Below are 25,413 nucleotides of genomic sequence, written 5' to 3'. Positions count from 1 at the left end.
CCGGCCGCCAAGGCGCCGAGCCGCTGGAAGGGCTTGCTGGGCGGCGCACTGCTGGGCCTGGGCCTGGGCGCCTTGCTGTCGCACTTTGGCCTGGGCGGCGCCCTGGCCAGCATGATCAGCACCCTGCTGATGGTGGCCTTGCTGGCAGGCGCGGCTTTCTTCATCTATCGCATGGTGCGTGGCAAGCGCGCCGGCAACAGCAATGACAACGCGCCGTTCGCCGGCTTTGGCGGCAACCAGCCTGCGCCAGCAGGCAACACGCCGGATATCGGCTCGCGCATTCCACCGCTGCCGCCGCTGCAGCCAGTCTCGTCCGGCGTAGGCCTGGACAAGGCGGCACCGGCTGCCGCGCCTTGGGGCGTGCCAGGCGACTTCGACAAGGAAGCGTTCCTGCGCCATGCGAAAAGCAATTTCATTCGCCTGCAAGCGGCCTGGGACAAGGCTGACGTCAACGACATCCGCGAATTTACCTCGCCTGAAGTGTTTGCGGAACTGCGCATGCAGATCCAGGAGCGGGGCGCGCAGGCTGACTTTACGGATGTCGTCAGCATCGACGCCGAATTGCTGGGCATTGAAACAAGCGTCAACGATTATCTGGCCAGCGTGAAATTCACGGGCCTGATCCGTTCGGCGCCCGGTGCTGCGGCCGAACCGTTTGCCGAAGTGTGGAATATGTCGAAACCCGTCAACGGCAATAGCGGCTGGGTATTGGCAGGCATTCAACAATTGGGTTAATGATAACTGCTTCCTGAATGGCGGCTTAAGCCCATGGTCAATTCGTGGTGCTTGAGGGAATTTTCCTGCCGAACTGGTAAGATCGAAACCGCCCACGTTGTTTTACGGGCGGTTTTTTCTTTTTGAGGGCGCGCACGGCGCGCGGCATACTATGGCACCACTCCCCGATATTTCGCCCATGACGCCCGTCATCGCGACCATCAACCACCTGCTGGCGCAGGAGCCGTGGGCGCGCCAGCAATTGGCGCTGCACGCGGGCAAACTGGCGTGCATCGACACGGGCGCCGTGGCCCTGCGCATGCGCGTCGACAGCACCGGCATGCTGGAAGCGGCTCCCCGTACGGCGTCGGCGGACGTGCCGGCTAACGTGACCATCCGCGTGAAATTGTCGGACGTGCCGCTGATCCTGCAAAACCGCGAGCGGGCGTTTTCCTACGTCAAGATCGAGGGCGATGCCGAATTTGCCAATGCCATTTCGCAATTGAGCAAGGGCTTGCGCTGGGAAGCCGAGCACGACCTGGAAAAGGTCGTCGGCCCCATCCTGGCCACGCGTCTGGTTGCCGGTGCCAGGGACGCGGCCGCCTTTGTACGCACGAGCCAGCAAAAGCTGGCGGAAAATGTGGCCGAGTACTTTCTTGACGAACAGCCCATGCTGATCCGTCCCACCACTTTGCACGAGTATTCGGCTGGCGTGACGCGCATGCGCGATGATGTCGAACGCCTTGCCAAGCGCCTTGCCAGGCTGGAAAAGGCGGCCGCCGCCGTCCAGCCGCTATCCTCCTCACCGGATTTGTCTACATGATATTGAAATTCCTGCGCCTGTTTAAGATCATCCGTGTTTCCATCAAGTACGGTCTGGATGAAATAGCAATTTCTGGCCTGCAAGTACCGCGTACGGCCAAGCTGATTGATACCCTGATTTTCTGGCGTAACCTGTCTTCGCCACGGGGCTTGCGCCTGCGCCTGGCGCTGGAAGAGCTGGGGCCGATCTTCGTCAAGTTCGGCCAGGTGCTGTCGACGCGCCGCGATCTGATGCCACCCGACATCGCCGAAGAACTGGCGCGCCTGCAAGACAGGGTGCCGCCCTTCGATTCCGACCTGGCCATCGCGCAAATCACCAAGTCGCTGGGCGCGCATCCGGACCAGCTGTTTGCCCGCTTCGAGCGCGAACCCGTGGCATCCGCCTCGATTGCCCAGGTGCACTTTGCAACCTTGAAAGATGGCAAGGAAGTGGCCGTGAAGGTCTTGCGTCCAGGCATGAAAAAGCTGATCGACGAAGACGTGGCGCTGATGCACATCGCCGCCGGCTGGATCAGCCGCCTGTGGGCTGACAGCAAGCGCCTCAAGCCAAAAGAGGTGGTGGGCGAGTTCGACAAATACCTGCACGACGAACTGGACCTGATGCGCGAAGCGGCCAATGCCAGCCAGTTGCGCCGCAATTTCGCCAATTCGGACTTGCTGCTGGTGCCGGAAATGTATTGGGATTACTGCTCCAGCAGCGTGATCGTGATGGAACGCATGGTCGGCATTCCCGTGTCGCAGATCGACCGCCTGGTGGCGGCCGGCGTGGATTTGCGCAAACTCTCCAGCGATGGCGTGGAGATTTTCTTCACGCAAGTGTTCCGCGACGGCTTTTTCCATGCGGACATGCATCCTGGCAATATTCTCGTCTCCATCGCGCCGGAATCGTTTGGCCGCTATATCGCGCTGGACTTCGGCATCGTCGGTACCTTGAATGATTACGACAAGGATTACCTGTCGCAAAACTTCCTCGCTTTCTTCCGCCGCGACTACAAGCGCGTGGCCGAGGCGCATATCGAGTCGGGCTGGGCGCCGAAAGACACGCGCGTCGACGAGCTGGAAGCGGCCGTGCGCGCCTGCTGCGAACCGATCTTTGACCGTCCGCTGAAGGATATTTCCTTTGGCCAGGTGCTGCTGCGCCTGTTCCAGACCTCGCGCCGCTTCAATGTGGAAGTGCAGCCACAGCTGGTGCTGCTGCAAAAGACCCTGCTCAATATCGAAGGCCTGGGCCGCCAGCTGGACCCGGAACTGGACCTGTGGCAAACGGCCAAGCCCTACCTGGAAAAATGGATGAGCAACCAGGTGGGGCCGCAAGGCTTCATGGAGCGCCTGCGCGCCGAAGCGCCCCGCTATGCGCACATCTTCCCGCAACTGCCGCGCTTGCTGCACCAGGCCTTGACGGTGCAGGGCGAGCCGCGTGAAAACGATGTGGAACTGCTCAAGGTATTGCTGGCAGAGCAACGCCAGACGAATCGCCTGCTGAGCTTTATCGTGTATTTCGTGGGCGCCTTCGCGCTGGGCGCGCTGGGTTTGCAAGTCTATATGCGCTGGCATCAGCTGCCATTTTAAAGCCTGAGGAGGTAAGTGATGACTGACTTCCAGACCCGCGATCCCCTCTCTCCCGCGTTCTGGGACGAGCGTTTCGAAAAGCAATTCACGCCCTGGGACCAGGGTGGCGTGCCTGCGCGCCTGCGCCGCTTTGTCGCCGACAGCCCGGCGCTCTTGCGCTGCCTGATTCCCGGCTGCGGCTCTGCGTATGAGCTGGTCTTCATGCTTGATCATGGCTGGGATGCTACGGCGATCGACTTTTCGCCAGGCGCCGTGGCGGCCGCCCGCGCCCAGCTGGGCGAACGGGCAGGGCGGGTGGTGCAAGCGGATTTCTTTGCCTGGCAGCCCGCCGCGCCGCTGGACCTGATCTATGAGCGGGCTTTCCTATGCGCCATGCCACGTGCCATGTGGCCGCAAGTGGCGCAGCGCTGGGCCCAGCTGCTGGCGCCAGGCGCCATGCTGGCCGGCTACTTTTTCTTTGACGACAATGCCAAGGGCCCGCCGTTCGGAATGTCGCGTGAGACACTGCAGCAATTGCTGGCGCCGCATTTCGAGTGCCTGGCCGATGAAGCTGTGGATGATTCCATCCCCGTTTTCGCGGACAGGGAGCGCTGGATGGCCTGGCGCCGCCGGGCGGACTGAGTCTGGAAGGGCGGCGGCCGGGCGATTTCCGCTGGGGTCGGCGGAAAAGCTTTATAATTCAGGGTTTTTGATGATTTTCTCGGAGTAGAGATGCCGATTTACGCTTACCGTTGTGACGAGTGTGGTTTTGCCAAGGATGTCTTGCAAAAGATCTCCGATCCAGTACTGACGGTGTGCCTGTCGTGCGGCAAACCCAGTTTCAAGAAACAATTGACGGCCGCCGGTTTCCAATTGAAGGGCACCGGCTGGTACGCGACCGATTTCCGCGGCGGCACGGCGCCCACCACGGCCATTCCGACGGGCCCGGCCGACAACGCCAAGCCAGCCCCCGCTGCCGAAAGCGCGCCTGCTGCTGCGCCCGCGCCTGCGCCGGCCGCCGCTGCGCCGAAAGCGGACTGAAACGCGCGCCGCGCCGACCCATTCCCTTACCGAGAAACTGATGCGTAAATATTTTATTACCGGATTACTGATTTTAGTACCGCTGGCCATCACCGTCTGGGTACTCAATCTGGTGATCGGCACCCTGGACCAGTCGCTGCTGCTGGTGCCGGAACGTTTCCGCCCGAACTCGCTGTTCGGCTTTGACATTCCCGGCCTGGGCACGATACTGACCATACTCATCGTGTTCCTGACGGGATTGCTGACGAATAACCTGGTCGGCAATTATGTGGTGAAACTGTGGGAAAAGCTGCTGCATCGCATACCCATCGTCAATTCCCTGTATTCGAGCGTCAAGCAAGTCTCGGATACCTTGTTTTCCTCGTCGGGCAATGCTTTCCGCAAGGCAGTGCTGGTGCCGTATCCGCACCAGAATTCCTGGACCATCGCTTTCCTGACCGGCGTGCCGGGCGGCGATGCGGCGAACCACCTGGTGGGCGACTACGTCAGCGTGTACGTGCCGACGACGCCCAACCCGACATCGGGCTTCTTCCTGATGATGAAGCGCAGCGATGTGGTCGAGCTGGACATGAGCGTCGATGCTGCGCTCAAGTACATCGTCTCGATGGGCGTGGTGGCGCCTGCGGAAGTTGTCGCTGTACTGGCCCCGGCAGCCAAAGAATAAAGGCAGGCGTCCCGCGGGGACGTGGCCGGATTGAACACTCACTAACCTGAACTGAGAATTTTATGTCTATGCGTACTGAATATTGCGGCCTCGTCACCGAAGCCATGCTGGGACAAACCGTCAGCCTGTGCGGCTGGGTACATCGCCGCCGCGACCACGGCAGCCTGATCTTCATCGACTTGCGCGACCGTGAAGGCCTGGTGCAAATCGTCTGCAACCCGGAACAGGCGGAAATGTTCAAGGTCGCCGAAGCCGTGCGCAATGAATTCTGCCTGCGCGTGACGGGCGTCGTGACCAGCCGTATCGACGGCACCGTCAACAACAACCTGAAGTCGGGCAAGATCGAAGTGGTCTGCTCGGAACTGGAAGTGCTGAACCCTTCCGTGCCCGTGCCGTTCCAGCTGGACGACGACAACCTGTCGGAAACGACGCGCCTGACGCACCGCGTGCTGGACCTGCGCCGCCCGCAAATGCAGAACAACCTGCGCCTGCGCTACAAGGTGACGATGGAAGTGCGCAAGTACCTCGACAACCTGGGCTTCATCGACATCGAAACGCCGATGCTGACCAAGTCGACGCCAGAAGGCGCGCGCGATTACCTGGTGCCGTCGCGCGTCAACGCGGGCAGCTTCTTCGCTCTGCCGCAATCGCCACAGCTGTTCAAGCAGCTGTTGATGGTCGCCAACTTCGACCGTTACTATCAGATCACCAAGTGTTTCCGTGACGAAGACTTGCGCGCAGACCGCCAGCCTGAATTCACGCAGATCGACTGCGAAACCTCGTTCCTGACGGAACAGGAAATCCGTGACCTGTTCGAAGACATGATTCGCGTCGTCTTCAAGAACACCCTGAACATCGATCTGCCGAACCCGTTCCCGGTCATGGACTTCGGCGAAGCGATGGGCCTGTACGGTTCCGACAAGCCGGACATGCGCGTCAAGCTGGCCTTCACCGACCTGACCGAAGTCATGAAAACGGTGGAATTCAAGGTCTTCAACGGCGCCGCCAACATGCCGAACGGCCGCGTGGTGGCTTTGCGTATTCCAGGCGGCGGCTCCATGCCACGTTCGGAAATCGACGCCTACACGCAATTTGTCGCCATCTACGGCGCCAAGGGCCTCGCTTACATCAAGGTCAACGAGAAAGCCAAGGGCCCTGAAGGCCTGCAGTCGCCGATCGTCAAGTTCCTGCCTGCCGACGTGCTGGCCACGATCCTCGAGCAGACGGGCGCGCAAGACGGCGACCTGATCTTCTTCGGCGCCGACAAGGCGAAAGTTGTCAACGACGCCATCGGCGCGCTGCGCGTGAAAATCGGCCACAGCGAATTCGGCAAGAAAGCCGGCCTCTTCGACGACGTATGGAAACCATTGTGGGTGGTCGACTTCCCGATGTTCGAGCACGACGAAGAAGCGGACCGCTGGACGGCAACCCACCATCCATTCACGGCGCCGAAAGACGGCCATGAAGACATGCTGGAAACCAATCCGGGCGCCTGCATCGCCAAGGCTTACGACATGGTCCTGAACGGCTGGGAACTGGGCGGCGGTTCGATCCGTATCCACCGCGAAGAAGTGCAAAGCAAGGTCTTCCGTGCATTGAAGATCGATGCGGAAGAAGCGCAGCTGAAGTTCGGCTTCCTGCTCGACGCCCTGCAATACGGCGCGCCACCGCATGGCGGCCTGGCATTCGGCCTGGACCGTATCGTGACCATGATGACGGGTTCCGAATCGATCCGCGACGTGATCGCCTTCCCGAAAACCCAGCGCGCGCAAGATTTGCTGACCCATGCGCCGTCGGAAGTGGACGAGAAGCAATTGCGTGAACTGCACATCCGTTTGCGCAGCGCCGAGCCAAAAGTAGTGTAATGAAGCATGCGGCTGCCCTGGCGGCCGCTGTTTGATCCGCTATGCAAAAAAAGGCGCTGTCGTGGCGCCTTTTTCATTGTTGATATGACTCATAAAATTCCTGTTTCTGTGCTGGTCGTCATTCATACGGCTGACCTTGACGTCTTGCTCATCGAACGCGCGGGCCAGCCCGGCTTCTGGCAGTCGGTGACGGGCTCCGTCGATGCCGTCGACGAACCGCTGCTGCAGACGGCTGCGCGCGAATTGGCGGAAGAAACCGGCATCGTTGCCGATGGGCGCGATATTGTGCTGCGCGACTGGAACTTGTCGAACGTGTATGAGATCTACCCGATCTGGCGCCACCGCTATGCGCCCGGTGTAACGCGCAACACGGAACACGTGTTCAGCGTGCAAGTGCCGCGCGACATTGCCATCACCCTGAGTCCGCGCGAACATCTGCAATACGCGTGGCTGCCGTACCTGGCAGCCGCCGACCGGTGCTTTTCCTCTTCCAACGCGGAAGCCATTTTGCAGTTGCCGGCCATGACAGGCCTGGCACGTCCTGCCTGACCCCTGATAAGAAAGCCTTCCATGTTGAACTGGATTCATTTGACCACGCAGCAAAAACTGCTGGGCACCGTCGGCATCGTTTTTTGCCTGTGCTTTATTTTCCTGCTGTTCAGTTCCACCGTGCCCGGCCGCACGCCGCCGATCGGCATGCCGCTGATGGCCATCGGCTGGCTGCTGCACCCGGGTGCGTTTGCCCCGGGCAAGCGCACTGTGGCGTGGCGCGGCGCCCCCCTGCTGGTGAAAATCGTCTGGGCCGCCGGCATCACGGCGCTGATCGTCAGCGTGACGGCGGGCGTGGGCCGCATGCTGGCCTGATTGCGTTCGTGATTGTGTCGGTTTAGGTGCGCACGCGCACCTACGCTGGCGCCGTGCGGACCCCGTCTGGGAGTAGAATCAATGCATGAAAATCCGCGTAGCAACTTATAATATACACAAGGGCGTTTCCTCCGTGCGGGGCTTGCCCAGGGTTCACGCATTGAAGCAGGCGATTGCCCTCTTCAATGCTGATGTTGTTTTTTTGCAAGAGGTGCAGGGCAAGCACGACCGCAATGCGGCCCGCTATGGCGCCGAGAAAAACGGCCACAAGCATTGGCCGGAAGCGTCGCAGCACGAATTCTTTGCCGGCGCCGAGCACCATTCCGCGTATGGCATGAATGCCGTGTACGACCATGGCCACCATGGCAACGCCTTGCTCAGCAAGTTCCCCATCGCTTCGCAAACCAACCACGACGTTTCCGACCACGCCTATGAGCAGCGCGGCATCCTGCATTGCGTGCTCAAGACGCCGCAGGCCGACGTGCATTGCTATGTCGTCCACCTGGGCCTGTTCGAGTCGGGACGGGGACGCCAGACGCAGGCGCTGATCGATGCCGTGATGGAATCGGCGCCCGATGGCGAACCCGTCATCATTGCGGGCGACTTCAACGACTGGCGCAACACGCTCAGCGACAAGCTGCGCAATGCGCTGGGCGTGGTCGAGGTATTCGACCAGCGCGCGTCGAACTCGGCCCTGGGCGACCTGGTGCGCACCCTGGCGCGGCGCCAGAGCAAGACCCCCACGCCCGTGCCGGCGCGCACCTTTCCCGCCGCCTTGCCGTGGTTCCGCCTGGACCGCATCTATGTACGCGGTTTTCACGTGGAAGGCGCGCAAGTGATGCATGGCACCTTGTGGGCCAAACTGTCGGACCACGCGCCGATAGTTGCTGCTTTGAAACTCGCGTAGACTGTCGGCATGCGTACAGTCAATTTCATCGCCCACAACGACATCCGGCTGCTGTATTGCGGCACCGACTATTTTCCAGCCTTGATCGCTGCCATCGACGGCGCGCGTTCCGAAGTCTATTTCGAGACATACATCTTCGCCGACGATGCCACGGGCACCCTGGTGCTCGACGCCTTGATGCGGGCGGCCGCGCGCGGCGTGCTGGTCTGCATGATCACGGACTGGTTCGGCACAGGCAACCGCCGGGTCAACGCCATGCATGCGCAGCTGGAAGCGGCTGGCGTGCACCACCGCATCTTCAACCCCTGGTTCCGGCGCGGCATCACGCGCACGCACCGCAAGATCTGCGTGGCCGATGGCGAGATCGCCCTGGTGGGCGGCATCAATATCAACGATGACATGTTTTGCGACTACGACCACAACATCAGCCTGGAAGCGCCGCGCTGGGACTTCGCCGTGCAGGTGCAGGGCCCGCTGGTCGATGCCATCCACGAGGAAGTGCAGGCGCAGTGGGCGCGGTTGGGGAAAATGAACCTGGTGCGGCGTATCAAGCTGTACCGCAAGATGCGCGTCGTCAGCAAGGAGCTGGCGAAGAACCCCGTGGTGGCCGGCTTTGTCGTGCGCGACAACCTGCGCAACCGCCGCACCATCCAGCGCGCCTACCTGCAGGCGCTGGGCCAGGCGCGCAAAAGCGTGATGCTGGCCAACCCGTATTTCGCGCCCGGGCACAAGCTGCGCCGCGCGCTGGCCCAGGCGGCCCAGCGGGGCGTTGACGTGGTGCTGTTGATCGGCGTGGGCGAGTTCCGCATGCAGGATGCCGTGGCGCATTCGTTTTATCCAAAACTGCTGGCCGCCGGCGTGAAAATCGTTGAATACCGCAAGACGCAGCTGCACGCCAAGGTGGCCGTCGTCGACGATGACTGGGCGACGGTGGGGTCCAGCAACATCGATGCGCTGAGCCTGTTCCTGAACCAGGAAGCCAACGTGGTCATCAAGGACGTGGCCTTCGCGCAAAGCCTGCGCCAGCATATCGAGCAGGGCGTGGCGGACGGCATCGTCATCCACCAGGATGATTTCAAGCACATCGGCCGCTTCCGGCGCATCGGCTATGAAGCCGCGTTCCTCGTGTACCGGCTGGTGATGCGCATTTTTTCAGTAGGCAAGTACGCATGAGCGAGATGACAACGGTAAGGCTGGACAAATGGCTGTGGGCGGCGCGCTTCTTCAAGACGCGCTCGCTGGCCAGCGAGGCCGTCGATACGGGCAAGGTCAAAGTGGGCGGCGAGCGCGTGAAACCGGCGCGCAGCCTGCGCGTGGGCGACGAGCTGGCCATCGACAATGGCGCGGAGGTGTGGGAAGTGGCCGTGCTGGGCCTGTCCGACAAGCGCGGCGCCGCACCCGTGGCGCGCCTGCTGTACGCGGAAACGCCGACCAGCATTGCCCACCGCGAACAGCTGGCGGAGGAACGCAAGCTGTTCCGCGAGCCGGGCAGCACCATCAAAGGGCGGCCGACCAAGCGCGACCGCCGTCAATTGAGCAGGGCAGGCGACCTCGACTGAGGAAGGCCGTCAGCGGCGCAAGCCGACATAGCCTAGGGCAAGTTGCGGACAACATCCGCATTTGCCGGCCTGAAAGCACGGGTAAAAACCCGGCCCTGAAATGCTGCGCTGCACCAATAGAACGCCGGCTCTAAAGTTCCCGTTTGACTTTTACGTGGTAGTGGATAATAGTACGAGCGTTCGGATTTTTTCGGAGCGTGCTTTTTTTTTACTCGCGCTCCAGTCCGCCAGATCGGCAACCTCACTTTGAGAACGGACCTCTTGAATACTTCAGTCAAATTCATGCGCAAGGGCGAACTGACCCGTGCAGCCATCCTCGACGTGGCGCTGGACCTGTCCAGCCGCGACGGCCTGGAAGGCCTGACGATCGGGCTGCTTGCGGACAAAATGAACATGAGCAAGTCGGGCGTGTTTGCCCACTTTGGTTCGCGCGAAGACTTGCAGATGGAAGTGCTCAAGCTCTACCACTATCGTTTCGAGCAAGAAGTCTTTTTCCCCAGCATGAAAGAACCACGCGGCATCCAGCGTTTGCAATCGATGTTCGCGCGCTGGGTCAAGCGGGTCAGCGTGGAAATCGCTTCCGGCTGCATCTATATCAGCGGCGCCGTCGAGTATGACGACCGTCCCGGTCCCATCCGCGAGGCCCTGGTGGCCATGGTGCGGGCCTGGCAGGGCGCGTTGCTGCGCAGTGTCGAGCAATCGATCGCCACGGGCGACCTGAAAGCGGACACGGACGCCCAGCAGCTGGTGTACGAAATGTATGGCCTGATTTTGGCCCTGCATCACGATGCACGCTTCCTGCGCGTGCCGGGCAGCATCGAACGGGCGCAAGCGGGCTTCATCCGCCTGCTGGCGTCGTACCAGAATTCAGTTACCAGCAAATAAGCCGTCAGGCAATATCCGCAGCAACGCACACGCAGTTCACAAGTACAACACTTTAGCTAATCGCCTTCAGGAGAAAATTATGGGTCAATACGTCGCGCCAATCCGGGATATGCAATTCGTCCTGCATGAATTCCTGCAAGTGGAAGAAGAACTGAAGCAAATGCCGTCGTACGCCGACGTCGACGCCGACATCATCAACCAGGTGCTGGAAGAGGGCGGCAAATTCACCTCCGAGGTCCTGTTCCCGCTGAACCATTCCGGCGACCGCGAAGGCTGCCACCACGATCCCGTCACGAAAAACGTGACCACGCCGAAAGGCTTCAAGGAAGCCTACAAGCAGTACGTCGAAGGCGGCTGGGCGGCATTGGCTTGCGATCCGGAATACGGCGGCCAGGGCCTGCCTGTGGTGCTGAACAATTCGTTCTATGAAATGCTGAACTCGTCGAACCAGGCCTGGTCCATGTACCCGGGCCTGTCGCACGGCGCCTACGAGTGCCTGAAGGAACACGGCACCGACCACCAGAAAGAAGTCTACCTGCCGAAACTGGTGTCGGGCGAATGGACGGGCACCATGTGCCTGACCGAACCGCACTGCGGCACCGACCTGGGCCTGCTGCGCTCTAAAGCGCTGCCTGAGGCGGACGGTTCCTGGACCATCACCGGCAACAAGATCTTCATCTCGGCCGGCGAGCACGACATGGCGGAAAACATCCTGCACCTGGTGCTGGCCCGCGTGCCCGACGCGCCGGAAGGCTCGAAAGGCATCTCGCTGTTCCTGGTGCCGAAATTCCTGCCGAACGCGGACGGAACGCCAGGCGAGCGCAACCCGATCACCTGCGGCGCCATCGAAGAAAAAATGGGCATCCACGGCAACTCGACCTGCCAGATGAACCTGGACGGCGCGAAAGGCTGGATCATCGGCCAGCCGAACAAGGGCCTCAACGCCATGTTCGTCTTCATGAACGCGGCCCGCCTGGGCGTGGGCATGCAGTCGCTGGGCCTGACGGAAATCGCTTACCAGAACGCGCTGATCTACGCCAAGGACCGCACGCAAATGCGTTCGCTGTCCGGCATCAAGAACCCGGAACTGCCGGCCGACCGCATCATCGTGCACCCTGACGTGCGCCGCATGCTGCTGACCGGTAAAGCCTACGCCGAAGGCGCGCGCGCTTTCACCTCGTACGTGGCGCTGCAGATCGACCGCGAACTGCACCACCCTGACGCCGATGTGCGCAAGGAAGCGGCCGACGAAGTGGCGCTGCTGACGCCCGTCATCAAGGCTTTCATCACCGATAACGCCTGGATCGCCACCTCGGACGCGATGCAAGTGTTCGGCGGCCACGGCTACATTGCGGAATGGGGCATGGAGCAGTATGTGCGCGACGCGCGCATCAACATGATCTACGAAGGCACGAACACGATCCAGTCGCTCGATCTGCTGGGCCGCAAGATCCTCGGCGACAACGGCGCCAAGCTGCGCAAGTTCGGCGAGAAGATCAAGGCGTTTGTCGAAGACAACGGCACCGATGAAGCGATGAGCGAATTCGTCACACCACTGGGCGACCTGGGCGACAAAGTCACCAAGCTGACCATGGAAATCGGCATGAAGGCCTTCCAGAATCCGGACGAAGTGGGCGCGGCATGCGTGCCTTACCTGCGCGTCGTCGGCCACATGATCTACAGCTACCTGTTCGCGCAGATGGCCAAGATCGCCCTCGAAAAAGAGTCCAGCGGCGACACCTTCTACACCGCCAAACTGGCTACCGCACGTTTCTACTTCGCCCGCTTGCAGCCTGAAACGGCAACCCTGATCCGTCAGGCGCGTTCCGGTTCGGCCAACCTGATGGCACTCGACGCAGACCTGTTCTAAGACTTGAGGAAAATATGACCAATTTCATCGTTAAAAAAGTAGCCGTCCTCGGCGCCGGCGTGATGGGTGCGCAGATCGCCGCCCACTGCATCAACGCGAAAGTGCCGGTCGTGCTGTTCGATCTGCCGGCAAAGGAAGGCCCGAAGAATGGCATCGTGCTGCGCGCCATCGAGAACCTGAAAAAGCTGTCGCCTGCCCCGCTGGGCAACAAGGACGACGCCGCGCTGATCCAGGTCGCCAACTACGAAGACAACCTGGACCTGCTGGCCGGTTGCGACCTGATCATCGAAGCCATCGCCGAGCGCATGGACTGGAAACACGACCTGTATCAAAAGGTCGCACCGCACATCGGCCCGAACGCGATCTTCGCCTCGAACACCTCGGGCCTGTCGATCACCAAGCTGGCCGACGGTTTCGACGCCGACCTGAAATCGCGCTACTGCGGCGTGCATTTCTTCAACCCGCCGCGCTATATGCACCTGGTCGAGATCATCCCGACCGAGTTCACCAAGCCTGAAATCAGCGACCAGCTGGAAGGTTTTTTGACCACCACCCTGGGCAAGGGCGTGGTCCGCGCCAAGGATACGCCGAACTTCATCGCCAACCGCGTGGGCGTGTTCGGCATCCTGGCCATCGTGCACGAAGCTGAAAAATTCGGCCTGTCCGTGGACGTCGTCGATGACCTGACCGGCTCCAAGCTGGGCCGCGCCAAGTCGGGCACCTTCCGCACGGCGGACGTGGTTGGCCTGGACACCATGGGCCATGTGATCAAGACCATGCAGGACTACCTGCCGAACGATCCGTTCGCCGCCGTCTACAAGACGCCGGAAGTGCTGGCCAAGCTGGTGGAAAAAGGCGCGCTGGGCCAGAAGAGCGGCGCGGGCTTCTACAAGAAGGTCGGCAAGGAAATTCAACGCCTCGATTTCGCCACCGGTGAATACGTGGCTGGCGGCGCCAAGGCTGCCGACATCATCGCCCGCATCCTGAAGGAAAAGGATCCGGTCAAGAAGATGAAGGCGCTGCGCGAATCGACGAACCCGCAAGGCCAGTTCCTGTGGGCGATCTTCCGCGACGCTTTCCACTACATCGCGATCCACCTCGACACCGTGGCTGACAATGCGCGCGACATCGACTTCGCCATGCGCTGGGGCTTCGGCTGGAACGTCGGCCCGTTTGAAACGTGGCAGGCATCGAACTGGCTGCAAGTGGCCAACTGGGTCAAGGAAGACATCGACGCCGGCCACGCGCTGTGCAACGCACCGCTGCCAGCCTGGGTCTTCGAAGGCCCGGTCGCTGAAAAAGGCGGCGTGCACACGCCGGAAGGTTCGTACTCCGCCGTGTCGAACAGCTTCGTGCCACGCTCGACCCTGTCCGTGTATGACCGTCAGCCATTCCGCGCGCCCGTCCTGGGCAGTGGTGCCATCGACGGCAAGACCGCCGGCACCACCGTCTTCGAAGACGAATCCGTGCGCGTCTGGCATACGGGCGACGACGTCCTGATCATCTCGTTCAAGACCAAGATGCACGTGATCGGCGAAGGCGTCATCAATGGCCTGAAACTGGCCTTGGCCGAAGCCGAGAAGAACTTCAAGGGCCTGGTGATCTGGCACGCCGATGCAGCCGAAGGCGGCGCCTTCTCGGCCGGCGCCGACCTGCAATCGGCCCTGCCGGCGTTCATGCAAGGCGGCGTGAAAGCCGTCGATCCGATCATCGCCGAACTGCAGAACACCTTCATGTCGCTGAAATACGCGAACGTGCCGGTGATCGCCGCGGTCGCTGGCCTGGCACTGGGCGGTGGTTGCGAACTGGCGCTGCATGCATCGAAGCGCGTGGCCTCGATCGAGTCCTACATCGGCCTGGTGGAAGTCGGCGTCGGCCTGATTCCTGCCGGCGGCGGCTTGAAGGAAGCGGCGCAGCGCGCCTACAAGGAAGCCAAGGGTAACGACATCCTGCAATTCCTGAAAACGGGCTTCACCAATGCGGCCACCGCCAACGTGTCGAAGTCGGCGCTGGAAGCCAAAAAAATGGGCTACCTGAAGGAAGACGACGTCATCGTATTCAACGCCTACGAGCTGCTGCACGTGGCCAAGGTCGAAGCGCGCGCCATGTTCGACGCGGGCTTCCGTCCAGCGCTCCCCTCGCTGATCCAGGTGACGGGCCGTTACGGCTGGGGCACCATCAAGGCGCAGCTGGTCAACATGCGCGACGGCGGCTTCATTTCGGCGCACGATTTCAAGCTGGGCGAGATGATCGCCGAGATCGTATCGGGCGGCGACGTGGACCAGGGCAGCTTCGTCAGCGAACAGTGGCTGCTGGATATGGAACGCAAGGCATTCCTGGAGCTGTTGAACCATCCGAAAACCCAGGAACGGATCATGGGCATGATGCAAACCGGTAAGCCGGTACGCAACTAAGCCTGACGTCGATGACGATCCTGTCCATTATTTTTAAAGTATTGCTGCGCGTGAGGCCAAGCATGGTGTATGACCGTATCAAACAACAGATGATGGACACCTTGCCCTTCGTGCGGCTGCTGGGGATAAGCATCGACGACATCGGCGCCGGCACCTCGAAGGTGTCGATGCCGGAAGATCCAAAACTGAATAATCACCTAGGCACGCAGCATGCGGGCGCCTTGTTTACCCTGGCCGAAACGGCTTCCGGCGCGGCCATGGCTGGCGGCTTCGCCGAGCTGATACTGGGCTTGCGCCCGGTGGCCAAGGAGTCGCGCATCCAGTACCAGAAGGTCGCCCGGGGCGCGACGCGCGCCGAAGGCCGGGTACCGGGCGACCTGGCTGCCTTGAAGGCGCAGCTGGCGCAGGACGGCAAGGTGGCGTTTCCCGTGGCAGTCGATGTTTTCGATGCCGAAGGCACGCTGGCGGCACAGGTGACGGTGGACTGGTATTTGTCGCAGAAGCGATAAGAGATTACCTGAGCAGTCCCGGACATTCGACAGAACACGAACCTCGTTCAACATCTTTGAAAGCATAAAATGAGCAAACAACTTCAAGACGCCTACATCGTCTCTGCAACCCGCACCCCGATCGGCAAGGCGCCGCGCGGCATGTTCAAGAACACCCGTCCGGACGACCTGCTGGTGCGCGTGCTGCAATCGGCCCTGGCGCAAGCGCCTGGCCTGGACCCGGCACTGATCACCGACGCCATCATCGGCTGCTCGTTCCCGGAAGCGGAGCAGGGCTTCAATATCGCGCGTAACTCGGTGCTGCTGGCCGGCTTGCCGAAAACCGTGGGCGGCGTCACCGTCAACCGTTACTGCGCTTCGGGCATCACGGCCATCGCCATGGCGGCCGACCGCATCCGCGTGGGCGAAGCCGACGTGATGATCGCCGGCGGCATCGAATCGATGTCGATGGTGCCGATGATGGGCCACCACCCATCGATGAACCTGGACATGTTCAGCGACGAGAACATCGGCATGGCTTACGGCATGGGCCTGACGGCCGAAAAAGTGGCGCAGCAATGGAAAGTGTCGCGCGAACAGCAGGACGCGTTCTCCGTTGAATCGCACCGCCGCGCCATCGCCGCGCAGCAGGCCGGTTTCTTCAAGGCGGAAACGACGCCCGTGGAAATCATCACGCGCACGCCGAACCTGGCTACCGGCCAGGTCGATGTAACGCGCCGCACCGTCGACACCGACGAAGGCGCGCGCGCCGATTCGTCGATGGAGTCGCTGGCCAAGCTGAAGCCTGTCTTCGCCGCCAAGGGTTCCGTCACGGCCGCCAACAGCTCGCAGATGTCCGATGGCGCCGGCGCGCTCTTGATCGTCAGCGAAAAAATCCTGCGCGAGCACAACCTGACCCCGCTGGCGAAATTCTCCTCGTTCGCCGTGCGCGGCGTGCCGCCGGAAATCATGGGCATCGGCCCTAAATTCGCCATCCCGGCAGCATGCGCCGCCGCCGGCATCACGCAAGACCAGCTGGACTGGATCGAGCTGAACGAAGCGTTTGCCGCGCAAGCCCTGGCCGTCATCGGCGACCTGGGCCTGGACCCATCGAAGGTCAATCCGATGGGCGGCGCGATCGCCCTGGGCCACCCGCTGGGCGCCACCGGTGCCATCCGCGCCGCCACCGTCATTCACGCACTGCAGCGCACCAAGCAGAAGTACGGCATGGTCACGATGTGCGTGGGCGCCGGCATGGGCGCAGCAGGAATCTTTGAACGCGTTTAAGTTCGACGGACTAAAGCAGTAAAACAGGGCGCTGTGGGATGACTCCGGCGCCCTTTATTTTTTGGAGACGACATGGATATTTTGTGCAGCAAGAGCGAGGGCATCCTGACCCTGGAATTCAACCGCCTGGAACGCAAGAATGCGATCACGGGTGCCATGTACCAGACCCTGGCCGATGCGCTGGTGGCGGCCGAGACGGACGATGAAGTGCGCGCCATCCTGATCTGCGGCAAGCGCGAGATTTTCACGGCCGGTAATGACCTCGATGACTTCATGAAGACGGCGCGCCCGAAGGATGGTTCGCTCGACCATGACCGTCCCGTGTTCCAGTTCATGCGCGCCCTGTACGGCAGCAGCAAGCCCGTAGTGGCCGCCGTCTCCGGCCCCGCCATCGGCATCGGCACCACTTTGCTGATGCACTGCGACCTGGTCTACGCGGCCGACAACGCCAGCTTCTCGATGCCGTTCACGCAGCTGGGCCTGTGTCCGGAATTCGGCTCCAGCCTGCTGCTCACGCAACTGGCCGGCTACCCGCGCGCGGCGGAAAAATTGATGCTGGGCGAGTCGTTCCCGGCGCAAGAAGCGCTGGAAATGGGCCTGGTGTCGAAGGTCGTGCCCCTGTACGACCTGATGACATTCGCGCAAGGCCAGGCCGCCAAGCTGGTGGCCCTGCCAGCCGCCTCGATCCGCGCCACCAAGCGCCTGATGAAGCAAAGCCGCATGGAACCGATGAAGGCCGCCATCGCCGACGAAAATAAACTGTTCAGCGCCATGCTGGGCGGCGCCGAGGCGAAAGAAGCGTTTACTGCCTTCTTTGAAAAGCGCAAGCCGGATTTCAAGAAGTTTGCCTAGGTTTCAGCAAGCGAACCCAAATGCGGCACAGCCGGGGTCAGACCCTCAGGGTGTTTTGTCGGCAGACATGGGTAACGCTTTGTCGGGAGACATAGGTTACACATCCGACTGCCGGGGTCAGACCCCCGCGTCCGTTAGCGCAAGCCTCTGAGTTGGCGGCCTTGAGGGTCTGACCCCAGAATTTTCTTCTGGGCTCAACTTATTCTAGACGACTGGTCTAATTGTGCTACAATGCCTCGCATGAAAGCTGAATACACGGACGTGCGCCAGCACATTATCGACCAGGGCAAGGCCATCATCACGCGTAAAGGCTTTGCCGGCGTGGGGCTGAACGAGATCCTGTCGGCCGCGGACGTGCCCAAGGGCTCGTTCTACCATTACTTCAAGTCCAAGGAATTGTTTGGCGAGGCAATGCTGGAAGATTACGTCACCGGTTATCTGGCGGAAATGGAAGGCGTGCTGGGCCTGCCGGGCCGGAACGCGGCGCAGGCGCTGATGGCGTATTGGGCCAGCTGGACCAGCGAAAGCCTTGACGGCAGCGGTTGCGACTGCCGTTGCCTGGTGGTCAAGCTGAGTAGCGAAGTGGCCGACATGTCGGAGCCGATGCGCGTGGCGCTGCTCGACGGCACCCACCGCATCATCGCCAGGCTGGCCCTGGCCATCGCGCGGGGCAGGGTAGACGATTCCCTGCCATCCGTGGCCGATCCGGCGCAGATGGCAGCCACCTTGTACCAGCTGTGGCTGGGCGCGGCCATGCTGACCAAGCTGCGGCGCGACGCCAGCGCCCTGCAAACGGCATGGCGGGCGACCCTGGACATGCTGCAGCTGCCGGCGGATATGGCTGCCACGCACTGAAGCAGGCCGGCTACTAAAGCGGCCAAGTTACCGAAGCGGCCAAGTTACTGAAAGGCAAGGTAATGAAAGGCAAGGTACTGAAGCATGCAGCGATGGCAGGCGCAAGCGGGTGCCATCGCGAGTGTGAGCGCGGATGACGCTACTGTCCGCGTTTTTTTGAATTGATTTATAGACGACCAGTCTAATAATAATGGAGCTACTGATGAAAAATTTTGAATTCCATAACCCGACGAAGATCGTCTTCGGCGCCGATACCGTCGCCAAATTGTCCACCCTGGTGCCGCATGACGCACGCGTGCTGATTTTGTACGGCGGCGCCAGCGCGGAAAAGACCGGCACCCTGGCCGAGGTGCGCGCTGCTCTTGCGCAGGGCCAGCGCAGCGTGCAGGAGTTTGGCGGCATCGAACCGAATCCCAGCTATGAAACCCTGATGCGCGCCGTGGCCCTGGTGCGCAGTGAAAAAAGTGACTTCCTGCTGGCCGTCGGCGGCGGCTCGGTGATCGACGGCACCAAGTTCGTCGCCGCCGCTGCCCTGTATGACGGCGAGCCGTGGGAAATCGCCGAGCGCGGCGGCGCCAATGTGCAGCGTGCCCTGCCGTTCGGCACGGTGCTGACCTTGCCGGCCACGGGGTCGGAAATGAACAGCGGCGGCGTGGTGACGAAAAAAGCCACGCATGACAAGCTGAGTTTCCGCAACCCGCTGCTGTACCCGCAATTCTCCGTGCTCGATCCCAGCAAGACCTTCACCTTGCCGGCCACGCAGGTGGCCAATGGCGTGGTCGACGCTTTTGTGCACACGACGGAACAGTATCTGACCTATCCGGTGCAGGCCATGGTGCAGGACCGCTTTGCCGAAGGCTTGCTGCAAACCCTGGTCGAGATCGCGCCGCAGGCCGTCGCCTCGCCCGACGATTACACCACGCGCGCCAATCTGATGTGGACGGCCACCCTGGCCCTGAATGGCCTGATCGGCGCCGGCGTGCCGCAGGACTGGGCCACCCACATGATCGGCCACGAACTGACGGCCCTGTACGACATCGACCATGCGCGTACCCTGGCGCTGGTGCTGCCTGCGCTGCTGGACGTACAGCGCGAACAGAAACGCGGCAAGTTGCTACAGTATGGCGAACGTGTCTGGAACATCACGCAAGGCAGCGAGGACGAACGCATCGATGCCGCCATCGCCCGTACGCGCGCCTTCTTTGAAGGGCTGGGCATCCCGACCCGTTTGTCGGCCTATCAGTTGGGCCAGGAAGCGGTGGAAGCGGTACTGAAGCAATTGGAAGTACATGGCATGACCGCACTGGGCGAACACCGCGATATCGACCTCGCGCGCAGCCGCCGCATTCTCGAAGCAGCACTGTAATCCTCACCCCGCAAGCTCACTGAAAAGGAAACAAGATGAACATTCTGATGGTACTGACCTCGCACGACCAACTGGGCGACACCGGCAAGAAAACCGGCTTCTGGCTGGAAGAATTCGCCGCTCCTTATTACGCGTTGAAAGAAGCGGGCGCCACGCTGACGGTGGTCTCGCCGCTGGGCGGCCAGCCGCCGCTGGATCCGAAAAGCGACGAACCGGAGTCGCAAACGGATGCCACGCGCCGCTTCAAGCAGGACGCCGATGCGCAAGCCGTGCTGGCCAATACGGGCAAGCTGGCCGACGTGAAGGTGGCCGATTTTGACGCCGTGTTCTACCCGGGCGGCCATGGCCCATTGTGGGACCTGGCTGAAGACCCGCATTCGATCGCGCTGATCGAGCAGATGATCGCCGCCGGAAAACCGGTCGCCGCCGTCTGCCACGCGCCCGGCGTGCTGCGCCACGTGAAGGCGGCCGATGGCACGCCGCTGGTGCGCGGCAAGCAGGTGACAGGCTTTACGAATACGGAGGAAGAGGCCGTCGGCTTGACGGCCATCGTGCCCTTCCTCGTCGAGGACATGCTCAAGCAAAACGGCGGTGTTTACTCCAAGCTGGGCGACTGGCAGCCGTACGCCGTCACCGATGGCTTGCTGGTCACGGGCCAGAATCCGGCATCGTCGGAAGCGGCTGCCCAGGCGCTGCTCAAGCTGCTGGCTTGATGGCCTGAGGCCCTGCCGGTGCGCGAGGCGGACAGGCAGGGCCTGGGTGGGCCCGGACTCTTCATGCTGCGGCGGCCATGCCCGCCAGGATCAGGCCGACCGATGCATGCCAGGTAGTTTCGCTGGCCGGCCTGCCCGCCAGCGCATAACCGTGCAGGAAATCGACGAGCGTATCGCACCCGCGCTGCCGGGTTTTGCTGTCCAGTTCGAGGCCGTCGAGGGCCTGCTCAAACAGCGCCGCAAAGCGTTCGGCCACGTCGGCTTGCGTCACCAGTCCGCGCGCCATCAGGCGCACGAAATACGGCGTGGCGCTGACCAGTTCCAGATATAGCGCGCATAGCGCGAGTACGCGCCGTGGCGGCGCCTGGCGCCGCGTAAACGGCGGCTGCGCCGGATCGAGCGCGGTAAAACGCGCCGCCATCAATGCCAGCAATAATTCCTCTTTCCCCGCATAGTAGTGATACAGGGCCATGGTGTCGACGCCCAGCTTCTGCGCCAGCGCGCGCAGCGAGAACGCTTCGCCTTGCTCCTCCAGCAGGGGCAAAGCCGCCTGCAGGATGCTGGCGCTGTCCAGCGCGGGCGCGGCGCGGCGTGGCCGCCCGGCGCGGCGCACGGCAGGTTCGATGGCTTGAAGTTTTTTGGTTTTCATGGGCATAATTCTACACCGTAGAATTAAATGAAGGAATATCCATGAACCTGCCTATTGTCAGTGTTTTTCTCGGCACCAGCATCGACGGCTGTATCGCGGGAGAGGATGGCGACCTATCCTGGCTGGCCGAACTGGCGCCCGATTCGCCCGAGGCCACCGGCTACACGGCCTTGATGGAGCAAGTCGATACCTTGCTGATCGGCCGCACCACCTATGACGCCGTGCTGGGCTTCGAACCATGGCCGTATGCGGGCAAGCGCGTGGTGGTACTCAGCCACCGCGACTTCGTGCCGCGCCACGGGGAAACGCGCCGCGAAGGCAGCGTGCGGGACGTGCTGGAGGCGTTGGCTGGGGAGGGCTGCCGCCACGTGTATCTGGACGGCGGCGCCGTCATCCGCGCCGGTTTGCGCGAAGGCGTCATCGACAGCCTGACCTTGTCCGTGCTGCCTGTGGTGCTGGGGCGCGGCGTGCGCCTGTTCGAAGATGGCTTGCCGCGCAGCGACTGGCGGCTCGATGGCACGCGCCAGCTGCCCAGCGGCGTGGTGCAGCTGCGCTACCGCAAAAATTAAGCCACGTTGGCCAGTTCGACGATAAAGCCTGTGTCAAAAGCTTCGTTCTCGGGCGTGCCATCCGGCCGCTTGTAGCCGCACGGGTTGCAGACCACGCGGCAGTCCTGGATGCGGTAGTCGAGCGAGGCGTGCATGTGGCCATGCACCCACAGGTCCGCTTGCGCCACCATTGCATCAAGCTGCGAGGCAAACGCGGGCGAGCCCAAGTTCGTTGCGTATTGCTCTTCCACCGACAGCATCGACGGCGCCATGTGCGTGATGACCACCGTCCTGCCATTGAAGGGCTGCGCCAGCTGCTGTTGCAGCCAGGCCTTGTGTTGCGCGTGCAGTTGCGCCGTGTCGGCCGCGCACAGCAGGCGTGGCGTGTCGCCGCCCGTGCTGATGCGCTGGTAGTCGGGCATGTAGCTTTGCGCCGCATTCAAGGCTTCTTCCTGGCGCTCCGCGCCGAACAGCAGGAAGTCCGTCCACAGCGTCGCGCCGAGGAAGCGCACGCCGTTCAATTCCACGGCGTCGCCGTCGAGCAGGCGGATGCTGGCGCCGTGCGCATTGGCGCTGGCGCAGGCCTCGCGCACGGCGTCCTGCATGTGTTCGAGCTGGTGGCCGTAGCCTTCGTGGTTGCCGTGCACGTACAGCACGGGCAGGGCGCCAAAAGTGCGCGCGGCCCAGGCGATGGCATTGTTGCCCGTGTCAATGTCGCCGGCCAGGATCACCACGTCGGGGCGGCTGGCGGCAAGGTCGATGGCTGGGGTGTCGTCACCCCAGACTTCCAGGTGCAGGTCGGACAGGATCAGCAGACGCATGGCGATAGGGGAGCAGTGAACGGGCCTCTATCGTAGCGCAAACGGGCGGCCGCGCGGCGGCGTGCTTGACCGCGTGCGGCCGCCGACGTTACCCTGTGGCATCGCCCACCGCCATTGCACACTTACTTCTGGAGCCGCATGCAGCCCTTTTTCTTTCCCAAGACCTTGTTGAGTATCGCCCTGGCCGCCGCGCCGCTGGCATCCACCGCGCAGGTGGCCGCGCCCGCAGCTGATCCACTGACGCAGCCGATCGCCTCGCCGTACGCGGAGCAGTGGAACCGCCCGCAACAGCCGGCGCGCATCCATGGCGACACGTATTACGTGGGCGTGGGCGGCTTGAGCGCTGTGCTGATCGACACGCGCGACGGCTTGATCCTCATCGACGGCGCGCTGCCGCAGTCGGTGGCGGCCATCGAGGAACATATCCTCGAGCTGGGCTTTCGCGTGCAGGACATCAAGTTCATCCTGAATACGGAAGCGCACTTCGACCATTCGGGCGGCATCGCCGCGCTGGCGCGCGACAGCGGCGCGCAAGTCGTCGCCAGCCCGCTGGGCGCGCAGGCGCTACGCGCGGGCAAGGTGCTCGACACGGATCCGCAGGCGGGCGCAATCGATGCCATGCCGGCCGTTGAAAACGTGCGCGAGATCGCCGATGGCGAGACCCTGCGCCTGGGCGGCGTGACGGTGACGGCACGCTATACGCCCGGCCATACGCCGGGCAGCACCAGCTGGACCTGGGTCTCGTGCGAGGATGCGGCAGGCGATGATTGCCTGAACGTGGTGTTCGGCGCCAGCCTCACGCCGGTGGGCGCCGGTGATTTCCACTTCAGTGGCGATGCGGATCATGCCGACATGACACCGGCCTTCCGCCGCACCATGCGTGACTTCGCCAAACTGCCCTGCGATATCCTGATCTCGGCCCACCCCGACCATTCCGGCGCCGATGAAAAACTCAGGCGTCTGCTGGAAGGCGCCACGCCGAATCCCTTCATCGATGCGCAGGCGTGCCGCGATTATGCGGCCAGGAATGAAGCCAAGCTCGATGCGCGCATCGCCAAGGAAAAAGCCAGGCAGAAAGCCCAGGAAACTGCCAAGGATGGCGAGGCTGCGACAAAATAACAACGTTGGCGCATTCGCCATGCAAAGCGGTTGACGCACTGCAGCATCCGGTGCAGAATCAATGTCCGTAGTGCAGATTAACCCAACAAAAAGAAAGGATCCCCATGTTCGAGCTGGCTGGCAGCAAATTGTTCTACCACTAGCCCCGTGCATGACGCTCGGGGCCATCGGCATCTTGCCGGTCCCGAGCCGGTGTCCTTGAAAACCCCGGTGAGGAAACTCGCCGGGGTTTTTTGCTTTACCAGCACCCCGGCATAACGACAAACCCAAGGAATACCGTTATGCCCATTCATCAGACCTTGCACGGCGCCCGGGTGCCCGTGCATATTTTTACCGACGATATCGATGCGCAGGCGCTGCGCCAGCTGCAGCATATCGCCAGCCTGCCCATCGTCCATCCGCATGTGGCGGCCATGCCTGACGTGCATGCCGGCACCGGCGCCACCGTCGGCAGTGTGATCCCCACGCGCGGCGCCATCATCCCGGCCGCCGTGGGCGTGGACATCGGCTGCGGCATGAACACCGTGCGCACCACCCTGACGGCCAGCGACCTGCCCGACAACCTGGCGCGCCTGCGCAGCGCCATCGAAGCGGAGGTCCCCGTCGGCTTCGAGCAGCATGACTGGAGCCGCGTACAGGGCTCGCGCCATGCGCGCGCCGCGCGCCCCCTCGCCGGCCGCCTGGAGCACATCGTCGAGCGCCATCGCGGCATCGCCAAGATGCTGCGCCAGTTCGAGCGCACGTGGATCTGCCAGGCCGGCACGCTCGGTGGCGGCAACCATTTTATTGAAATCTGCCTCGATGAGGAGCAGCGCGTGTGGGTCATGCTGCATTCGGGTTCGCGCGGCATCGGCAATGCGATCGGCCGCTATTTCATCCCCGCCGCGCAGAAGGACATGCGGCGCCACCAGCTGCAGCTGCCGGACGCGGACCTGGCCTACCTGAGTGCAGGCTCGACGGTGTTCGATGACTATGTGGAAGCGGTGGACTGGGCGCAGGATTACGCACTGCTCAACCGCGGCGAGATGATGCGCCGCGTGCTCGACGTGCTGGCGAAGTTCGCGCCGCCGTTCCAGCTCGACGGGGAAGCCATCAACTGCCACCACAACTACATCGCGCGCGAAACGCATGGCCATGAGGACTTGTACGTGACGCGCAAGGGCGCCATTTCGGCACGGCAGGGGGAGCTGGGCATCATCCCCGGCAGCATGGGTGCGCGCAGCTTCATCGTGCGCGGCAAGGGCAATCCCGCATCGTTCTGCTCCTGCTCGCACGGGGCGGGGCGCAGCATGAGCCGCAGCGAGGCAAAGCGCCGCTACGACCGCTTCGACCTGGCCGAGCAGACTGCCGGCATCGAATGCCGCAAGGACGGCGGCGTGGTCGACGAGATTCCGGCAGCGTATAAAAATATCGACGCCGTCATGGCGCACCAGAGCGACCTGGTGGAAGTGGTGCATACCTTGCACCAGGTCGTCTGCATCAAGGGCTGAAAGGAGAAAACATGAAAATCAAGCTAAAAACCACGCCCAAGCCGCGCAATCGGCTGGTGGCGGCGGCGAAAC

26 protein-coding genes are annotated in these 25,413 nt (G+C 62.3%); 24 read left to right on the top strand and 2 right to left on the bottom strand.

Features of this window, described 5'->3' with window-relative positions; genetic code table 11:
• The 21 genes from JaAD80_RS19225 to JaAD80_RS19125 form a co-directional block, all read left to right on the top strand.
• On the top strand, positions 1-735 hold a 735-nt coding region (locus tag JaAD80_RS19225; protein WP_102296396.1), incomplete at its 5' end, for a Tim44 domain-containing protein.
• A 151-nt stretch (positions 736-886) separates the two neighbouring features.
• Positions 887-1,537 (top strand): SCP2 domain-containing protein, encoded by a 651-nt coding sequence (locus tag JaAD80_RS19220; RefSeq protein ID WP_102296394.1) that lies wholly within the window; start codon positions 887-889, stop codon positions 1,535-1,537.
• Positions 1,534-3,105: a ubiquinone biosynthesis regulatory protein kinase UbiB gene (gene ubiB, locus JaAD80_RS19215; protein ID WP_102296393.1), complete on the top strand. Its 1,572-nt coding sequence runs from the start codon at positions 1,534-1,536 to the stop codon at positions 3,103-3,105. The genes JaAD80_RS19220 and ubiB overlap by 4 nt, the downstream gene beginning before the upstream one ends.
• Before the next feature lie 18 nt (positions 3,106-3,123).
• Positions 3,124-3,726: a methyltransferase gene (locus tag JaAD80_RS19210; RefSeq protein WP_102296391.1), complete on the top strand. Its 603-nt coding sequence runs from the start codon at positions 3,124-3,126 to the stop codon at positions 3,724-3,726.
• 90 nt (positions 3,727-3,816) lie between these two features.
• Positions 3,817-4,125 carry an FmdB family zinc ribbon protein gene (locus JaAD80_RS19205; protein WP_077398979.1) on the top strand — a complete coding sequence of 103 codons (309 nt, stop codon included), beginning with the start codon at positions 3,817-3,819 and terminating at the stop codon, positions 4,123-4,125.
• A gap of 40 nt (positions 4,126-4,165) precedes the next feature.
• The gene (locus JaAD80_RS19200) at positions 4,166-4,789 is read left to right on the top strand and encodes a DUF502 domain-containing protein (RefSeq protein ID WP_102296390.1); all 624 of its coding nucleotides are present in this window, start codon (positions 4,166-4,168) and stop codon (positions 4,787-4,789) included.
• A gap of 68 nt (positions 4,790-4,857) precedes the next feature.
• Complete coding sequence (gene aspS / locus JaAD80_RS19195; RefSeq protein ID WP_102296388.1) at positions 4,858-6,654, top strand: aspartate--tRNA ligase; 1,797 nt, start codon at positions 4,858-4,860, stop codon at positions 6,652-6,654.
• An 84-nt stretch (positions 6,655-6,738) separates the two neighbouring features.
• Entirely contained in the window at positions 6,739-7,203 is a 465-nt protein-coding gene (gene nudB / locus JaAD80_RS19190; RefSeq protein ID WP_102296386.1) for a dihydroneopterin triphosphate diphosphatase, read from the top strand.
• Positions 7,204-7,224: 21 nt separating this feature from the next.
• On the top strand, positions 7,225-7,518 hold the full coding sequence (locus JaAD80_RS19185) for a hypothetical protein (protein ID WP_102296384.1): 294 nt from the start codon (positions 7,225-7,227) through the stop codon (positions 7,516-7,518).
• Positions 7,519-7,603: 85 nt separating this feature from the next.
• Complete coding sequence (locus JaAD80_RS19180; RefSeq protein ID WP_102296383.1) at positions 7,604-8,425, top strand: endonuclease/exonuclease/phosphatase family protein; 822 nt, start codon at positions 7,604-7,606, stop codon at positions 8,423-8,425.
• A 9-nt stretch (positions 8,426-8,434) separates the two neighbouring features.
• Positions 8,435-9,598, top strand: coding sequence for a cardiolipin synthase ClsB (clsB, locus tag JaAD80_RS19175; RefSeq protein ID WP_102296381.1), 1,164 nt, complete (start codon positions 8,435-8,437; stop codon positions 9,596-9,598).
• Positions 9,595-9,984, top strand: coding sequence for an RNA-binding S4 domain-containing protein (locus JaAD80_RS19170; protein ID WP_102296380.1), 390 nt, complete (start codon positions 9,595-9,597; stop codon positions 9,982-9,984). The genes clsB and JaAD80_RS19170 overlap by 4 nt, the downstream gene beginning before the upstream one ends.
• Positions 9,985-10,266: 282 nt before the next feature.
• Complete coding sequence (locus JaAD80_RS19165; protein WP_102296378.1) at positions 10,267-10,869, top strand: TetR/AcrR family transcriptional regulator; 603 nt, start codon at positions 10,267-10,269, stop codon at positions 10,867-10,869.
• A 79-nt stretch (positions 10,870-10,948) separates the two neighbouring features.
• Positions 10,949-12,739: an acyl-CoA dehydrogenase C-terminal domain-containing protein gene (locus JaAD80_RS19160; RefSeq protein ID WP_102296377.1), complete on the top strand. Its 1,791-nt coding sequence runs from the start codon at positions 10,949-10,951 to the stop codon at positions 12,737-12,739.
• Positions 12,740-12,753: 14 nt separating this feature from the next.
• Positions 12,754-15,153, top strand: coding sequence for a 3-hydroxyacyl-CoA dehydrogenase/enoyl-CoA hydratase family protein (locus JaAD80_RS19155; RefSeq protein WP_102296376.1), 2,400 nt, complete (start codon positions 12,754-12,756; stop codon positions 15,151-15,153).
• A gap of 11 nt (positions 15,154-15,164) precedes the next feature.
• The gene (locus JaAD80_RS19150) at positions 15,165-15,662 is read left to right on the top strand and encodes a PaaI family thioesterase (RefSeq protein WP_258003089.1); all 498 of its coding nucleotides are present in this window, start codon (positions 15,165-15,167) and stop codon (positions 15,660-15,662) included.
• Positions 15,663-15,731: 69 nt separating this feature from the next.
• The gene (locus tag JaAD80_RS19145) at positions 15,732-16,928 is read left to right on the top strand and encodes an acetyl-CoA C-acyltransferase (protein WP_034753391.1); all 1,197 of its coding nucleotides are present in this window, start codon (positions 15,732-15,734) and stop codon (positions 16,926-16,928) included.
• Between the two features lie 72 nt (positions 16,929-17,000).
• Entirely contained in the window at positions 17,001-17,780 is a 780-nt protein-coding gene (locus JaAD80_RS19140; protein ID WP_102296374.1) for an enoyl-CoA hydratase, read from the top strand.
• Positions 17,781-18,020: 240 nt separating this feature from the next.
• The gene (locus JaAD80_RS19135; RefSeq protein ID WP_102296373.1) at positions 18,021-18,635 is read left to right on the top strand and encodes a TetR/AcrR family transcriptional regulator; all 615 of its coding nucleotides are present in this window, start codon (positions 18,021-18,023) and stop codon (positions 18,633-18,635) included.
• A gap of 202 nt (positions 18,636-18,837) precedes the next feature.
• Complete coding sequence (locus tag JaAD80_RS19130; protein ID WP_102296371.1) at positions 18,838-20,001, top strand: iron-containing alcohol dehydrogenase; 1,164 nt, start codon at positions 18,838-18,840, stop codon at positions 19,999-20,001.
• 35 nt (positions 20,002-20,036) lie between these two features.
• The gene (locus JaAD80_RS19125; protein WP_102296369.1) at positions 20,037-20,714 is read left to right on the top strand and encodes a type 1 glutamine amidotransferase domain-containing protein; all 678 of its coding nucleotides are present in this window, start codon (positions 20,037-20,039) and stop codon (positions 20,712-20,714) included.
• Between the two features lie 61 nt (positions 20,715-20,775).
• On the opposite strand, the gene JaAD80_RS19120 is transcribed toward JaAD80_RS19125, so the two are convergent.
• On the bottom strand, positions 20,776-21,363 hold the full coding sequence (locus JaAD80_RS19120; protein WP_180979480.1) for a TetR/AcrR family transcriptional regulator: 588 nt from the start codon (positions 21,361-21,363) through the stop codon (positions 20,776-20,778).
• 41 nt (positions 21,364-21,404) lie between these two features.
• Here JaAD80_RS19120 and JaAD80_RS19115 point away from each other — a divergent pair, with 41 nt between their 5' ends.
• A complete protein-coding gene (locus tag JaAD80_RS19115) occupies positions 21,405-21,932 on the top strand; it encodes a dihydrofolate reductase family protein (RefSeq protein ID WP_102296365.1) in 528 nt (175 codons plus the stop codon).
• Here JaAD80_RS19115 and JaAD80_RS19110 read toward each other — a convergent pair.
• Positions 21,929-22,732, bottom strand: coding sequence for a metallophosphoesterase family protein (locus JaAD80_RS19110; RefSeq protein WP_102296363.1), 804 nt, complete (start codon positions 22,730-22,732; stop codon positions 21,929-21,931). The genes JaAD80_RS19115 and JaAD80_RS19110 overlap by 4 nt on opposite strands.
• A 138-nt stretch (positions 22,733-22,870) precedes the next feature.
• Here JaAD80_RS19110 and bla point away from each other — a divergent pair, with 138 nt between their 5' ends.
• Both bla and JaAD80_RS19100 read left to right on the top strand, forming a co-directional pair.
• Entirely contained in the window at positions 22,871-23,851 is a 981-nt protein-coding gene (bla, locus tag JaAD80_RS19105; protein WP_102296361.1) for a subclass B3 metallo-beta-lactamase, read from the top strand.
• A 281-nt stretch (positions 23,852-24,132) separates the two neighbouring features.
• Complete coding sequence (locus tag JaAD80_RS19100) at positions 24,133-25,341, top strand: RtcB family protein (RefSeq protein WP_102296360.1); 1,209 nt, start codon at positions 24,133-24,135, stop codon at positions 25,339-25,341.
• Positions 25,342-25,413 lie beyond the last annotated feature (72 nt).

Source organism: Janthinobacterium sp. AD80 (assembly GCF_002878455.1).
Lineage (GTDB): Bacteria > Pseudomonadota > Gammaproteobacteria > Burkholderiales > Burkholderiaceae_D > Janthinobacterium.
The sequence above is the reverse complement of the archived record's forward strand: the minus strand, read 5'-3'. Positions and strand labels throughout refer to the sequence as shown.